The organism is Dyella sp. OK584, assembly GCF_057787755.1.
In genome coordinates, this window is sequence record NZ_CM173542.1 from 3,098,149 (window position 1) to 3,111,221 (window position 13,073).

General features: G+C 61.9%; 16 protein-coding genes. 11 read left to right on the top strand and 5 right to left on the bottom strand.

Going from position 1 to position 13,073, the window contains the following annotated elements; genetic code table 11:
- Positions 1–6: 6 nt before the first annotated feature.
- The 9 genes from AC3CBN_RS13935 (at position 7) to AC3CBN_RS13975 (ending at position 7,930) form a co-directional block, all read left to right on the top strand.
- Entirely contained in the window at positions 7–828 is an 822-nt protein-coding gene (locus AC3CBN_RS13935; RefSeq protein WP_488636735.1) for an alpha/beta fold hydrolase, read from the top strand.
- A 70-nt stretch (positions 829–898) separates the two neighbouring features.
- Positions 899–1,552, top strand: coding sequence for a hydrolase (locus AC3CBN_RS13940; protein WP_488633610.1), 654 nt, complete (start codon positions 899–901; stop codon positions 1,550–1,552).
- A gap of 41 nt (positions 1,553–1,593) precedes the next feature.
- Positions 1,594–1,872, top strand: a complete 279-nt coding sequence (locus AC3CBN_RS13945; protein WP_488633611.1) for a DUF1427 family protein — start codon at positions 1,594–1,596, stop codon at positions 1,870–1,872.
- Positions 1,869–3,749 (top strand): amidohydrolase, encoded by a 1,881-nt coding sequence (locus AC3CBN_RS13950; protein WP_488633612.1) that lies wholly within the window; start codon positions 1,869–1,871, stop codon positions 3,747–3,749. Before AC3CBN_RS13945 ends, AC3CBN_RS13950 begins: the two co-directional genes overlap by 4 nt.
- Positions 3,750–4,187, top strand: coding sequence for a DoxX family protein (locus tag AC3CBN_RS13955; protein ID WP_488633613.1), 438 nt, complete (start codon positions 3,750–3,752; stop codon positions 4,185–4,187).
- A gap of 51 nt (positions 4,188–4,238) precedes the next feature.
- Positions 4,239–5,156, top strand: coding sequence for a glyoxalase (locus AC3CBN_RS13960; RefSeq protein ID WP_488633614.1), 918 nt, complete (start codon positions 4,239–4,241; stop codon positions 5,154–5,156).
- Between the two features lie 13 nt (positions 5,157–5,169).
- A complete protein-coding gene (locus tag AC3CBN_RS13965) occupies positions 5,170–6,636 on the top strand; it encodes an alginate export family protein (protein ID WP_488633615.1) in 1,467 nt (488 codons plus the stop codon).
- A 42-nt stretch (positions 6,637–6,678) separates the two neighbouring features.
- A complete protein-coding gene (locus AC3CBN_RS13970; RefSeq protein WP_488633616.1) occupies positions 6,679–7,371 on the top strand; it encodes a YoaK family protein in 693 nt (230 codons plus the stop codon).
- 40 nt (positions 7,372–7,411) lie between these two features.
- Complete coding sequence (locus AC3CBN_RS13975) at positions 7,412–7,930, top strand: Dps family protein (RefSeq protein ID WP_488633617.1); 519 nt, start codon at positions 7,412–7,414, stop codon at positions 7,928–7,930.
- A gap of 80 nt (positions 7,931–8,010) precedes the next feature.
- On the opposite strand, the gene AC3CBN_RS13980 is transcribed toward AC3CBN_RS13975, so the two are convergent.
- Positions 8,011–8,694, bottom strand: coding sequence for an aspartyl/asparaginyl beta-hydroxylase domain-containing protein (locus AC3CBN_RS13980; protein WP_488633618.1), 684 nt, complete (start codon positions 8,692–8,694; stop codon positions 8,011–8,013).
- 266 nt (positions 8,695–8,960) lie between these two features.
- Here AC3CBN_RS13980 and AC3CBN_RS13985 point away from each other — a divergent pair, with 266 nt between their 5' ends.
- The gene (locus tag AC3CBN_RS13985) at positions 8,961–9,218 is read left to right on the top strand and encodes a hypothetical protein (RefSeq protein ID WP_488633619.1); all 258 of its coding nucleotides are present in this window, start codon (positions 8,961–8,963) and stop codon (positions 9,216–9,218) included.
- 88 nt (positions 9,219–9,306) lie between these two features.
- Here the strand turns inward: AC3CBN_RS13985 and AC3CBN_RS13990 are convergent, their stop codons facing one another.
- Genes AC3CBN_RS13990 through bufA2 form a run of 4 tightly spaced genes read right to left on the bottom strand, consistent with a single transcriptional unit; the run spans position 9,307 to position 12,247 of the window.
- A complete protein-coding gene (locus AC3CBN_RS13990; RefSeq protein ID WP_488633620.1) occupies positions 9,307–10,221 on the bottom strand; it encodes a helix-turn-helix transcriptional regulator in 915 nt (304 codons plus the stop codon).
- 56 nt (positions 10,222–10,277) lie between these two features.
- Complete coding sequence (locus tag AC3CBN_RS13995; RefSeq protein ID WP_488633621.1) at positions 10,278–11,072, bottom strand: HvfC/BufC family peptide modification chaperone; 795 nt, start codon at positions 11,070–11,072, stop codon at positions 10,278–10,280.
- Complete coding sequence (gene bufB, locus AC3CBN_RS14000) at positions 11,069–11,920, bottom strand: MNIO family bufferin maturase (protein WP_488633622.1); 852 nt, start codon at positions 11,918–11,920, stop codon at positions 11,069–11,071. Before bufB ends, AC3CBN_RS13995 begins: the two co-directional genes overlap by 4 nt.
- Before the next feature lie 51 nt (positions 11,921–11,971).
- Positions 11,972–12,247, bottom strand: a complete 276-nt coding sequence (bufA2, locus tag AC3CBN_RS14005) for a BufA2 family periplasmic bufferin-type metallophore (protein ID WP_488633623.1) — start codon at positions 12,245–12,247, stop codon at positions 11,972–11,974.
- Between the two features lie 295 nt (positions 12,248–12,542).
- Between bufA2 and AC3CBN_RS14010 the strand changes: the two genes are divergently transcribed.
- Complete coding sequence (locus AC3CBN_RS14010) at positions 12,543–13,049, top strand: DoxX family protein (RefSeq protein ID WP_488633624.1); 507 nt, start codon at positions 12,543–12,545, stop codon at positions 13,047–13,049.
- Positions 13,050–13,073: the final 24 nt, after the last annotated feature.

A 13,073-nucleotide genomic window follows, 5' to 3' on the forward strand; every position in this document is an offset into this window, starting at 1 on the left:
CCCGAAATGACGATGTTCACCACGAAAGACGGTACCGAGATTTTCTATAAGGACCTGGGCCAGGGGCAGCCTGTCGTGTTCTCGCATGGCTGGCCGCTGACCGCCGATGCGTGGGACGCGCAGATGTTTTTCCTCAGCTCGCACGGCTATCGCACCATTGCCCATGACCGTCGCGGTCACGGCCGTTCCGGCCAGCCGTGGAACGGCAACGACATGGACACCTATGCCGACGATCTCGCCCAGTTGATCGAGAAGCTCGATCTCAAGAACGTCGTGCTGGTTGGTCATTCCACGGGTGGTGGCGAAGTGGCGCACTACATCGGCCGTCATGGCAATGCGCGCGTGGCCAAGCTGGTGCTGATCGGTGCCGTGCCGCCGATCATGGTCAAGGGCCCCAACAATCCGGGCGGTCTGCCGATCACCGTGTTCGACGACATCCGCGCCAAGACGTTGGCCGATCGTTCGCAGTTCTTCAAGGATCTGTCGGGCCCGTTCTTTGGTGCGAACCGCTCGGGCTCCAAGGCGACGCAGGGCATGCGTGATTCGTTCTGGATGCAGGGCATGATGGGCGGGCTCAAGGGCCAGTACGACTGCATCAAGCAGTTCTCCGAAGTGGATTACACGCCTGACCTGAAGAAGGTCGAAGTGCCCACGCTGGTGATTCACGGCGATGACGACCAGATCGTGCCTATCGACGACGCGGGCCGGCTCTCGGCAAAGATCGTGAAGCACGCCACGCTCAAGGTGTATCCGGGCGCGCCGCATGGCCTCACCGCTACGCATCAGGATCAGGTCAACGAGGACCTGCTCGCGTTCATTCGCTCCTGATTCTGTTTGGCCCGCCGGCCACCACTTGCGTGGCTGGCGGGTCCTGTTGACGACATCCAGGAGAATGCACATGGCCATCACCGCCACACCCACACCGGGCAAACAGTTGCTCACGCCCACGGATCACGCGTTGGTCCTGATCGACTTCCAGTCGCAGATGGCGTTTGCCACGCATTCCATCGACGCCATCACCCTGCGCAACAACGCCGCCCTGATTTCGCATGCGGCGGCCAGCTTCAAGGTGCCGACCATTCTCACCACAGTGGCCGAGAAAAGTTTCTCGGGCCCCATGTTCGATGAGGTAATCGAGCCATTCCCGGGCCAGGCGCTGCTTGACCGCACATCCATGAACACTTGGGAAGACGTGGCCGTCATCAAGCGCGTGAACGAGATCGGCAAGACACGCCTGGTGTTTGGCGGGCTTTGGACCTCGGTATGCATCGTCGGGCCCACGCTTTCGGCGTTGGACCAGGGCTTCGAGGTGTACGTGGTGGCCGACGCCTGCGGCGACGTCTCGACCGAGGCGCACAACCGGGCCATGGACCGCATGATCCAGGCGGGTGTCAGGCCCATGACCTCATTGCAGTACCTGCTTGAGCTGCAGCGAGACTGGGCGCGCACGGAGAGTTACGACAGTACTACCGGCATCGCAAAGCGGTTCGGTGGTTCGTACGGCCTGGGCGTCATCTACGCCAAGAGCATGTTCGGCGCACACGAAGGCTAAGCAGTGTGCTGCCCAGATAAGTGGCGCGGAGGTAAACGTCGATGAAGATCTACCTGATTTCCCTTGCTGTGGGCGTGCTGGTCGGCGTTATCTATGGCTTGCTCAACGTGCGTTCGCCAGCGCCACCCATGGTGGCGCTGGTGGGCCTGCTTGGCATCCTGTTGGGTGAGCAGGTGCCGCCCTTGGTCAAGAGCCTGATGCACCGCGAAGCGATAGCCACCAGCTGGTTTGATTCGCAGGTGAAACCGCATTGCTTTGGCGAGCTGCCCAAGGCTTCGGTTACGCCGCCTCATGGTGAGGAGAAAGGGGAGCGGTCGTGACCGCGCCGGCAGTTGCGCCTGATCTGATCCTGCGTGGCGGGCGCTTCACCACGCTTGACCGCTCGCATCCCGAGGCGGACACGGTTGCCGTCGCCGGTGGCAAGTTCGTGGCCGTCGGCACCGGCGCAGACATCATGCCGCTGGCCGGGTCGCGCACGCGCGTGATCGACCTGAAGGGCAGGCGTGTATTGCCAGGACTGATCGACAACCACACGCACATCATCCGTGGCGGCCTGAACTACAACCTGGAACTGCGCTGGGATGGCGTGCGTTCGTTGGCCGATGCGATGGCGATGCTGAAGCAGCAAGTGGCCATCACGCCTTCGCCGCAGTGGGTGCGTGTCATCGGCGGATTCACCGAGCACCAGTTCGCCGAAAAGCGTCTGCCGACGATCGAAGAGCTTAATGTCGTGGCTCCCGATACACCGGTATTTCTGCTGCATCTGTACGACCGTGCCATTCTCAATGCGGCCGCCTTGCGCGCCGTGGGCTATACGAAAGACACGCCCGAACCGCCGGGTGGCGAGATCGTGCGCGATGCCTCGGGCAATCCGACCGGACTGCTGCTGGCCAAGCCCAATGCCTCCATCCTGTATGCCACGCTGGCCAAGGGGCCCAAGCTGCCGTTCGACTACCAGCTCAATTCCACGCGTCACTTCATGCGCGAATTGAATCGGTTGGGCGTCACCGGGGTTATCGACGCGGGCGGCGGCTTCCAGAACTATCCTGACGACTATGCGGTGATCGATAAGCTCGCCGCTGAAGGCCAGCTCACCCTGCGCCTCGCCTACAACCTCTTCACGCAGAAACCCAAGCAAGAGAAAGACGACTTCCTTAACTGGACGCGTACGTCGAAGTACAAGCAGGGTGACGATTATTTCCGACACAACGGTGCTGGCGAGATGCTGGTGTTCTCCGCAGCGGATTTCGAGGACTTCCGTCAGCCACGACCCGACATGCCGCCCCAGATGGAGGGCGACCTTGAGGAAGTGGTGCGCATCCTGGTCGAGAACCGCTGGCCGTGGCGCATGCACGCCACCTATGACGAAACCATCAGCCGCGCACTGGACGTATTCGAGAAGGTCAACAAAGAGATTCCGCTGCAAGGACTCAACTGGTTCTTCGATCACGCCGAGACCATCTCGGAGCGGTCTATCGATCGTATCGCTGCGCTCGGCGGAGGCATTGCCGTTCAGCACCGCATGGCCTACCAGGGCGAGTATTTCGTGGAGCGCTACGGCGCGGCCGCTGCGCAGGCGACACCGCCCGTAGCGCGCATACTGGAAAAGGGCGTGAGAGTGTCCGCCGGTACGGACGCCACTCGCGTGGCCTCGTACAACCCGTGGGTGTCGTTGTCGTGGCTGGTGACCGGCAAGACCGTGGGCGGCCTTTCGCTCTATCCGCGTCGACATTGCCTGGATCGCGACACCGCACTTCGCATGTGGTCGGAGTACGTCACCTGGTTTTCCAACGAAGAGGGAAAGAAAGGTCAGATACAGGTGGGGCAGCTCGCTGACCTGATGGTGCCCGATCGCGACTTCTTTGCATGCGCGGAAGACGATATTGCCGACACCACATCGTTGCTCACCATGGTGGGCGGACGCATCGTCTATGGCGTCGGTGAGTTCGCTTCACTGGACGAAGTGGATGTGCCGCCGGCCATGCCGGACTGGTCACCGGTTCGTGTCTATGGCGGCTATGGTGCCTGGGCGCAACAGCGTCACGCGGCACCCGTGGTTGCGCGGGCCGCCTGCGGATGCGGGCATGCCTGTGGTGTACATAACCATGAGCACGCCAATGCGTGGTCGAGTTCATTGCCGGTGTCAGACTTGAAGTCGTTCTGGGGCGCGCTTGGCTGCGCGTGTTGGGCGGTCTAGATGAGTGATACAGCGGTCCGGTCCCTGGGTACCCGATGGGCATCTGCCGTTGCGACGCCAGTAGTGCATTGGCTGGCGTTACTTGGTCTGTGCGCCGCGTATCTGCAGGGTGGTATCCAGAAATTGGTGGATTTCAATGGGGCCATGGCCGAGACCGCGCATTTCGGACTGGCGCCCGCCATGCCAATCACCGTGGCCACCATCGTGCTGGAGCTGGGTGCATCACTGGCGATCCTGCTGGGGTTTCGCCGCTGGCTGGGTGCATTGCTTTTGGCAGGCTTCACGCTGATGGCGACCTTTCTCGCCAATCGGTTTTGGGACGCACCTGCTTCTGTGCGTTTCGGCATGGCCAATGCGTTTTTCGAACATCTGGGGCTGGTTGGCGGCTTCGTGCTGGTGGCCTGGCATGACCTGCGCGGAAGGATCACGAAGACGTGAGCTTTGCTCGCCTCCTTCTTCCATCGGGCCAAATCTTCAAGGAGTTATTCCATGCGTATGTCTTACCGCACTTTGAACTCCATTCTCAGCCTCGGGCTGGTAGCTGCGGCATCGCTGATCTCTCCTTCGCTCGCGTTTGCGAAGGAGGCGGCCACGCCGATGGTGGCCGTTGGTGCGCAATACGACACCACGCATGTCTATGTGGCGCCGGATGATGTCGACCGCTTTGTGAGCAGTTTCCTCGGTACGTTCGGCGGACAGAGCAGCAAACAGGTCGTCGCGACGGTGACGCCTACGCCCAGCAGTACGACCTCGCAGTTGCTGCAGACGCCGGTGGGGACGGTGTCGCTGTTCGGCTTCAAGACACCGGTTCCCTATCCGTTTGGGCTGGAGCGCACGGGCTACCTGGTCACCGATCTTGACCAGGCGATCAGCGCCGCGCGTGCGGCGGGCGCGGATGTGATCGTGCAGCCATTTCCCGACCCTATCGGCCGCGATGCGGTAATCCAGTGGCCGGGTGGCGTGAACATGCAGTTGTATTGGCACACCACGTCGCCGTCGTATGCGCCGTTCCATGCCATTCCCGAGAATCGCGTCTACGTGTCGCCCGATCGCGCGGATGCATTCGTGCGCAGTTTCCTGAAGTTTTCGCACGGCAAGGTGGTGTCCGATGTGGCCAAGGCGCCGGGTGTGGAGATCGGTCGGCCCAACGACACGTATCGGCGTATCCGCATCGAATCGACGTTCGGCAGGATGACGGTGCATGTCACCGACGGCCACCTGCCTTATCCCTATGGCCATGAGCTGACGGGCTATGAGGTTGCCGATCTCACCGAAACGCTGGGCAAGGCAAAGTCCAATGGTGCAAGCGTGCTAGTCGAGCCATTCACCAGCGAAGGTCGCGCATCGGCCGTGGTGAAGTTCCCTGGCGGTTATGTGGCCGAGATCCACGCCAACGCAGGCAAATAGGCGAATGCGGGGCATGGCCAGGCGAGTCCATTGCTTGCCGCGCGCGGATGGGTTCGGTCGCCGCTCCGGAATGGGTGCGGCGTGCGCAGTGCTCGCTGGCGGTCTGCTGATGTGGTCGGTGCAGGCCCACGCACAAGATGAGGTTGAGGAGCCGACGAACGCTGGGGCGCGTCCCCAATTCAGTAGCAATCGCTGGCAGGAAGACTGGTCGGCGCTGGCCGATCCAGCTTTGCGCACTCAATGGGGCGATTCGCTCAAATACATATCATTGAGTTCAAGTGATCCCAGGAGCTATCTCTCGCTGGGCGTCAACCTGCGTGAGCGGATAGATACGTCGAACGCGGCGAGTTTTGGTATCGGCGGAAATACCGCCAATACCTACTTGCTGCAGCGCTTTCAGGTGCATGCCGATGCCCGCATCGGCCAGTACTGGCAAGGTTTCGTGCAGGTCGAAGACGTGCGCACCGAGAACAAGCACGTGATTGGTGGTGCCGACCGTAACCCTTGGGATTTGCGCCTGGCCTTCGTGGCTTATGTGCGCCCTTTCGCTGCAGGCACGTTCAAGGCGCGGGTAGGGCGGCAGGACTTCGCGTTCGACCTGCAGCGTTTCGTGTCGCTGCGAGATGGGCCGAACGTGCGGCAGTCCTTCGACGCGGTCTGGGCTGATTGGGAAACCGGGAAATGGCGTTTCATCGGCTTCATCAGCCAGCCTGTGCAGTACAAGGACGAGCATCCCTTTGACGATACGTCCAATCGTCACTTCCGTTTCAGCACCTTGCGCGTGGAGCGGCAGCTGTGGGGGCGTGACGAGCTGTCTGCCTATGTCTCGCGTTACAGCCTCGACGACGCGACATATCTGGACGCTGTGGGCAAGGAGCGGCGCGACGTCTACGACGTGCGATTCGCAGGCGCCGCCATGGGCCTGGACTGGGACCTGGAAGGCATGGTGCAGCGAGGGACGGTCGGCCCCAAGGATGTCGAGGCCTGGGCAACCGGTGCGCGTGTCGGCTTCACCTGGGACGGTCCTGCCTGGCATCCCCGCGCGGGTTTGCAGTTCGATGCGGCATCAGGCGATCGCCGCACTGGCGATCACACTCTGGGCACGTTCAATCCGCTATTTCCCAATGGCTATTACTTCACGCTCGCCGGGTTCACGGGCTATACCAACTTGCTACACCTCAAGCCGAGCCTGACCATCAAGCCGTTGGCCAAACTTACGCTTACTGGCGCCGTAGCTTTTCAGTGGCGTCAATCCACCGCCGATGCCATCTACGTGCAGCCTGACATTCCGCTCGCGGGTACGGCGGGCAGGGGCGGTCACTGGACCGGCGTATACGGCCAGCTGCGAGCGGATTATGTCTTCAACGCCAACTTCATCGGGGCGGTGGAAGCTGTGCATTACGACGTCGGTCATGCCATCCGCTTGGCCGGTGGACGAGACAGTAACTATCTCCGCGTCGAGCTGAAGTTCGTGTGGTGAGCCTGAGTGCATCCCCTACGCCCTACAGAAGGAAATTACCGCATGGCCGACAAACCCATGTTACCGACGGTACTCAGCGTGAATGCGGGGTATGTCGATACCGCCGGCTTCCTGGCACTGCACGGTCTGTTCACCGCGCACGTCACCGGCAACTTCGTCACCATAGGCGCGGCGCTGGTAACGGGTACTTCCGGCGTCATTGCCAAGTTGCTCGCGCTGCCAGTGTTCTGTGTTGCTGTGATGCTTACCCGCCTGCTGAGCTATCGCCTGATCGATCGTGGGTTGCCGGTGCTGAAGACCCTGTTGGCGATCAAGCTGCTTTTTTTGGTCGCCGCCGCCGTACTGGCGGTGTACTACGGCCCCTTCACTGCCGGTGACAGCTGGTCAGCCACGGTCACCGGCATGACCCTGGTGACTGCCATGGCCATACAGAACGCCGTGCATCGCGTCCATCTCTCCAGTTCACCGCCATCGACATTGATGACCGGTACCACCACGCAAATCATGCTGGACATTGCCGAGCGTATTCAGGGCGCTTCCCCCGAGCAGGTGGGCGTGGTGAATACGCGACTCGCGCGTATGAGCTTCGCCGTGCTGGCCTTTGCCGTGGGCTGTGCGGCCGCCGCATTGCTGTATGCGTTTGCCGGCGTTTGGTGCTTTCTCGTGCCGCCATTGCTGGCCTTGGTTGCCTACCTTCGTAGCGAGGACGCCGCGGCGGCCGCGGCACCGAAATGAGCGATACGAAACGATTCCCTTTCCCCACCGGAGACATGCGATGAGCGACACAAGCAACGCCAAAACCCGCCGCAAGGCGGCTCTCTCGACGCCTTCGCCATTGGGCGAAAATGCGACGCGCGACATCTCCGGGGAACTCAACGCATTGCTGTCGGACATACTGGCCGTGTATCTGAAGACCAAGAACTTCCACTGGCACATGTCGGGCCCGTATTTCCGTGACTATCACCTGTTGCTGGACGAGCAGGCGGACCAGATCTACGCCACGGTCGACCCTATTGCCGAGCGTGTGCGCAAGCTGGGTGGCACCACGCTGCGCTCGCTGGGTCATGCTTCCCGCATGCAGCGGCTGCTGGACAACGATGCAGACTTCGTCACGCCGGACGACATGCTCGCGGAGCTTCGCGAAGACAACATCCAGCTCGCGTCGTATATGCGCAAAACCCATGAACTGTGCGATGAGCATGGTGATGTCGCCACCGCCAGCTTGCTGGAGAACTGGATCGACGAGGCCGAACGCCGCGTATGGTTCCTGTTTGAGACCAGCCGTCGCGTCTGAGCCTGGAGGGCTTCAGCTGTCCGGGTCAGGGTGCCTTTGCTGGACCCTTGGCCCGGACGGCGTTCCACGCGGTGTTCGCTTCACGCAAAACCGCGCCAGCGCACGACCATGCCGACGCCCGCCGTGACGGCGCGCGACAGCAGGCGAAGATCCAATGGCATCTCGGTGCGGCGCACGTCGAGCAACAGTGCGATGCGCGTGCGATCGCTGTGGTTCCACACCTCGTGTGGATAGGTGTCGTCCCACAGCAGGCACTCGCCATTGCCCAGCCGGTGTTCGTGATCGGCAAGCCGCAGCACCGCGCCTGGCCGTCCGTCCGCATCGGCTGGCACCTCGAGGTTCAACTGAAAGCGAAGAATGCCCCGGAACGGGCCGCTGTGACGTGGAATGTGCTTGTGCGGCGCGAGAAAGGACAGGGTGGCTGATAACACTTCCGGCGTTGAGTTGACCAGTTCGGTCAGCGCGGGGCAGGTCGCCTGGTTGGCACGTATGTCCTGGCCGTAGACCTTGAGCAGAAACATGCGCCAGTCCTTGCCGTCGTTCGCGGAGATCTCGGCCTGGGACGGCATGATCTCGTGGAATCTCGGTATGGCTTGTGCGCCGTCCATGACGGCAAGCGCCTCGCGACGAATCGTCATCCATGCCGCCTGAAAGCGCTGTGCCGCGGGAAAGTAAGTGGCGGTGTCCAGCACGGGTGGCGTCTTGATGCGCGCGTCGAAGATGCGGCGGATGGTTCGCGACGACCACTCGTAGAGCGAATCCATGTTCGGGGTTTCCTCGTCGGGTTCCGCTTTGGGAACGCTCCACTCCGGGGTTCGTTGGCCGCGCGGTCTCGCGGGAGGGCTTCGGCACTCACGGTAGCGACGTGAAGCTCCCTGTCATGTGAATAGGAAACCGATGGCAAAGGCCAGCCGGTCGAAGTTGTTCTACCTGAAGAAAAGTCGCTGACTTCTTGTGAAACAAGAGAATTTTGGCTTGTAATTTTATGTGACGCCACATAAAATAGGCCAAATTCGGCGGAGGACGCGACATGGTTGATCCACGGGATCCCGGGACGATGACGTTGCCCTTGGCTTTCAAGCGCGGTCGTGGCCGTCCGCGCAAGTTGAATGCGTTGACGGCAGCCGAGCGCGCGCGCCGCTATAGGGCAAGGAAAAAAGTGCTCTCCATGCATGCGGTGCCGGCAAGCCTGCACAGCCAGGTGGTGCAGGAGCGCGATGCAGCCAGGGCGCAAGTGACACATCTACGTGCCGAACTGGAGCAGTTGCTGCGCCAGCTTGCGCATTGAGGTTGCGCGTAGAGAGCGGGGCTCTCACTGCAGCAACAACGCTGTGGCGTGACGCCAGGTCACGCCACAGCGTTGTTCGTTGCGAGGATCAGTTCAGTACCGTCGCGCGCATGCTTTCGCCGCGAATACGGCCTGGGCACATGCCGCTTACCCGTTTGAACAAACGTCGGAATGCAGCCTCGCTGCTGTAGCCCAGTTGTTGTGCGATGCCGGCGACCGATTGCTGGCGATCGCGCAGCAACTGTTCGGCCAAGCTCACGCGCCATTGCGTCACATACTGGATCGGCGGCACCTTCATCAGTTGTGTGAAACGTTCGGCGAACGCCGATCGCGACATGCAGGCTACCGCGGCCATGGACTGCATGGTCCACGCCATGCCTGGATGGTTGTAGACCTCCTGCAGCACTCGTGCGATGCGAGGGTCGGCCAGCGAGGCGAACAGGCCCTGGCGTTCGCCCGCGTCACGGGCGTAGTCGCAGATGGCGAGCGTGAACAGCGCGTCAGCCAGTTTGTTGAGTAGCACCTGCCTGCTGGCACAACCAGCATGCACTGCATCCACCATCATGGAAGACAGTTGCCTGAAGGGTGTGCTGGCGCGCTCGGCGCGAATGACCACGCACGAGGGCAATGCGAGGTTGAGCGGATGCTGTGAGCTACCCGTGAAGCGGAATTCGCCACATATCAGGCTGGTCTGGTCGGCGCATGCGCTATCGCGCGCGCTCAGGCGGTGTGGATCGCCGTGCGGAAACATCACCAGGTCGCCCGTCTCCAACTCCATCGCCTGCTCAAGCGCATGGCTCTCGACTTTGCACTGGCCGACGCCGACAAGGTGAAACAGGCCGCAGTGGTGGCGGGGGCCGTCGAGATACCACGAGCCGCAGCGGTGTAGTTCGGCGATCACCTCGACCCGGAGCATCGACCGGTTGAGCAACGATTCCAGCGCGGGTTCGACAAGTCGAGCGCGTGAACCCGCGGAAAGCGAGGGGTTCGGTTCGATGTACATGGGCTTCCTTCCGACAGGTGACTCAATAGTCAAGTTCGTCGGAGGCGTGCCCGGGGTTACATGGGGGCTTGGCCCGATACAACCAGCCGGCCGATCAGCCCTTCGCCTAGCCATCGGGAGAGCAGGTTGGCCATGCGTGGCAGTGCGGTGGCGGGCGCATGCCTTTCGGCCAGGCGTTCACACAGTCGGGCGAATGGCTCGCCACGCAATGCACCGTCCAGCGCCGACAGTTCGTCCGCGTCGACCCTGCGATAGCGGACATCCAGAGCAGGTCGCCACACCAGCAAGTGAAGTGGCTGGCGTAAACGACGCAATGAAGGGCGGGGTTGACCGCGGTCGGCCGCACGGCGGAATGCGTCGACGTTGCAAGTGCAGGTGAGTACTCGCACATGGCCAAGCGGATGTAGTTGCAGGCCCGCCCATGCTTCGGGTGGTACGCTCGCGAGTTCGTCGACGCCAACGGTGCCCTGGTCGGCGCTGTCGAAGGCGCTGGAAACGGCCCAGTCCAGCTGCGCCATCTCCGCTAGTTCGGAACGTTCGCACCAGGGCGAAACCTCGGCCAGGAACGCCGCAAGTCCTTCGCCATGCCAGCGGATGTTGTAGTGCGTGGACGGGTGCGCGTCCACGTAGCTGTCCAGCAGCCGCGGAAAGTGCGTCCCCGCCATAAGCGCTAGTCCGGGAAATTCCGTACCCAGCGCATCGCGCAGACGTATGCGGTATCCGTGATGGTAGATCGCGAAACGGCTCGCGATGTCGGCCAGATCGTCGCCGCGCAAATCATCAAGGCGCTGCGGCGTATCCGTCAGCATCGCCTCGGCCAGCCGCACCTGCATGGCATGCAGATCGCTCATGCCGCCTCCTGCAGTAGCGGTGTCGCAAGCCGCCGGGCGTGATCGAGTTCCAGCCGAAGTTCGTGCAGTGGCGGGATGTGATCATCACGTTCGATCATGGTGGACACCTTGCCGTAGCGACGCACTGCTTCGACATAGAGATCCCATACTGAATCGACCACCGGCGCATCGTGGGTATCAATCAATAACTGTCCGCCGTGCTCATGGCCAGCAAGGTGGAACTGCTGCACGCGCGACGAGGGAATGCCATCGAGGTAGTCGAGCGCGGAGAAGCCGTGGTTGTGCGCGCTGACGTGGATATTGTTGATGTCGAGCAGGATCAGGCAGTCGGCGCGCTCGGCGACGGCGGCGAGAAATTCCCACTCGGTCAGTTGCGAGTCGGCAAAGCTGATATAGCTCGATACGTTCTCAAGCAGAATGCGCCGGCCGAGTTTCTCCTGTACGCGTTGCACGCGTTCCACCACATGCGCCAGCGCTTCCTCGGTATAGGGCAGCGGCATCAGGTCGTGCAGGTTGACTCCGCGCACACCCGTCCAGCACAAGTGATCGGAAACCCACATGGGTTCGACGCGTCTGGCCAATGCGGCCAGTTGGCTCAGGTAACCGTCGTCCAGCGGGTCGGTGCTTCCGATGGACATCGACACGCCATGCATGACCAGAGGGAAGCGCTCACGAAACCGCTCCAGCCATCGCAGCGGGCGGCCGCCGGGAACGAGATAGTTCTCGGAAACGATTTCCAGCCACTCGACGTTGCCCGGATCCTCGAGCAGCGCTTCGTAGTGATCGACGCGCAGGCCGAGGCCAAAGCCAAGGTAGGGCAGCTGGCGGGAAGCGATGGAAGTCGTCATGGCCGTAGATGCGGGGCTTCCTGCACGGCGCAGGAAGCCCCGCTGCAGGTCTTACGCCTGCTTTGCCGCGGCCTGGGCGGCCTCACAGTCCTTGTCGGTCTTCTGCATGGTGAAGCCCTGACCCTTGCAGGCATTCTGGCCCTTGCAGGAATTGGTGGCCTGCTTGCACGCGCCGTGGCCCTTGCAGCTCGACGAGTTCACGCACTTGACGCTGGCGGTGTCGCCAGTGGGGGTCTTGTCGGCGGCCGAAGCGGACATCGAGCCGACGGCGAATAGGCCGGCAACCATCATCGCCATGGCTGCGCCGTTGAGTTTGTTGGTCTTCATGGATCACTCCTGTCATGTGGTGACGGCCGCGCAGTGGCGGCATGGGGAAAGAGATCGTCGACCCCGGCCATGGAGCTTCCGGGCAGGTTCCGACGCAGCCATTCTCGACAGCTGGAGCGCCATTGACTGTTCCCGGGCGTCCCGCTTTTGTGCCCAATCGTCCGATAAAGGGCGGGTAGACGAAGTGACGATGAAGGACCGGACTCACGGCAAGAAAGCTTGGACGCCCGAACATGGCGGGAATTGCTGGGGGTTCGCATGATGCCTTTACTTCGTCACTCCGGAACTCGCCGCCATGCGCCACACCATCGCCGTCACGGCTTCGCGCCTGCTTCAGTGGCTCAACAGCATCGAATGGATCGGGCCGCTCACGGTTCGCGTGGTGTTCGGTTACTTCTGGCTGGAAACCGGCATCGCCAAAGTCCACAACCTCGATGGCTTCGTCCAGCGATTCATGGGTTGGGGCATTCCATTTCCGGCGTTCAGCGCAGGGCTTTCGGCGTGGACCGAACTGATCGGCGGCTTGTTGCTGATGCTGGGCCTGTTCACGCGGCTGGTGTGCATCCCCATGCTGATCAACATGGCCGTGGCAGTGACGCTGGTGGTGTCCACCAACCTCATGGGCCTGGATGACTACGTCGAGGCTGATGAGGTGGTCTACAGCCTGATCTTCTTCTGGCTGCTGATTTCGGGGCCTGGCAAAGCGAGCCTCGACACGCTGCTCGCCCGCGCGCTCGGCATCCACACTCAATCGATGAGCGCCGTCACGACGCGTGGTGCCATTCATGCCATCGGCGACTGATGCGTCAATCACAGGAAAACCAAC

Bases quoted from the DNA above. Each gene is read 5' to 3' on its own strand.
- AC3CBN_RS13935 (WP_488636735.1), top strand. From the start codon at position 7: ATGACGATGTTCACCACGAAAGACGGTACCGAGATTTTCTATAAGGAC.
- AC3CBN_RS13940 (WP_488633610.1), top strand. From the start codon at position 899: ATGGCCATCACCGCCACACCCACACCGGGCAAACAGTTGCTCACGCCC.
- AC3CBN_RS13945 (WP_488633611.1), top strand. From the start codon at position 1,594: ATGAAGATCTACCTGATTTCCCTTGCTGTGGGCGTGCTGGTCGGCGTT.
- AC3CBN_RS13955 (WP_488633613.1), top strand. From the start codon at position 3,750: ATGAGTGATACAGCGGTCCGGTCCCTGGGTACCCGATGGGCATCTGCC.
- AC3CBN_RS13960 (WP_488633614.1), top strand. From the start codon at position 4,239: ATGCGTATGTCTTACCGCACTTTGAACTCCATTCTCAGCCTCGGGCTG.
- AC3CBN_RS13965 (WP_488633615.1), top strand. From the start codon at position 5,170: ATGGCCAGGCGAGTCCATTGCTTGCCGCGCGCGGATGGGTTCGGTCGC.
- AC3CBN_RS13970 (WP_488633616.1), top strand. From the start codon at position 6,679: ATGGCCGACAAACCCATGTTACCGACGGTACTCAGCGTGAATGCGGGG.
- AC3CBN_RS13975 (WP_488633617.1), top strand. From the start codon at position 7,412: ATGAGCGACACAAGCAACGCCAAAACCCGCCGCAAGGCGGCTCTCTCG.
- AC3CBN_RS13980 (WP_488633618.1), bottom strand. From the start codon at position 8,694: ATGGATTCGCTCTACGAGTGGTCGTCGCGAACCATCCGCCGCATCTTC.
- AC3CBN_RS13985 (WP_488633619.1), top strand. From the start codon at position 8,961: ATGGTTGATCCACGGGATCCCGGGACGATGACGTTGCCCTTGGCTTTC.
- AC3CBN_RS13990 (WP_488633620.1), bottom strand. From the start codon at position 10,221: ATGTACATCGAACCGAACCCCTCGCTTTCCGCGGGTTCACGCGCTCGA.
- AC3CBN_RS13995 (WP_488633621.1), bottom strand. From the start codon at position 11,072: ATGAGCGATCTGCATGCCATGCAGGTGCGGCTGGCCGAGGCGATGCTG.
- bufB (WP_488633622.1), bottom strand. From the start codon at position 11,920: ATGACGACTTCCATCGCTTCCCGCCAGCTGCCCTACCTTGGCTTTGGC.
- bufA2 (WP_488633623.1), bottom strand. From the start codon at position 12,247: ATGAAGACCAACAAACTCAACGGCGCAGCCATGGCGATGATGGTTGCC.
- AC3CBN_RS14010 (WP_488633624.1), top strand. From the start codon at position 12,543: ATGCGCCACACCATCGCCGTCACGGCTTCGCGCCTGCTTCAGTGGCTC.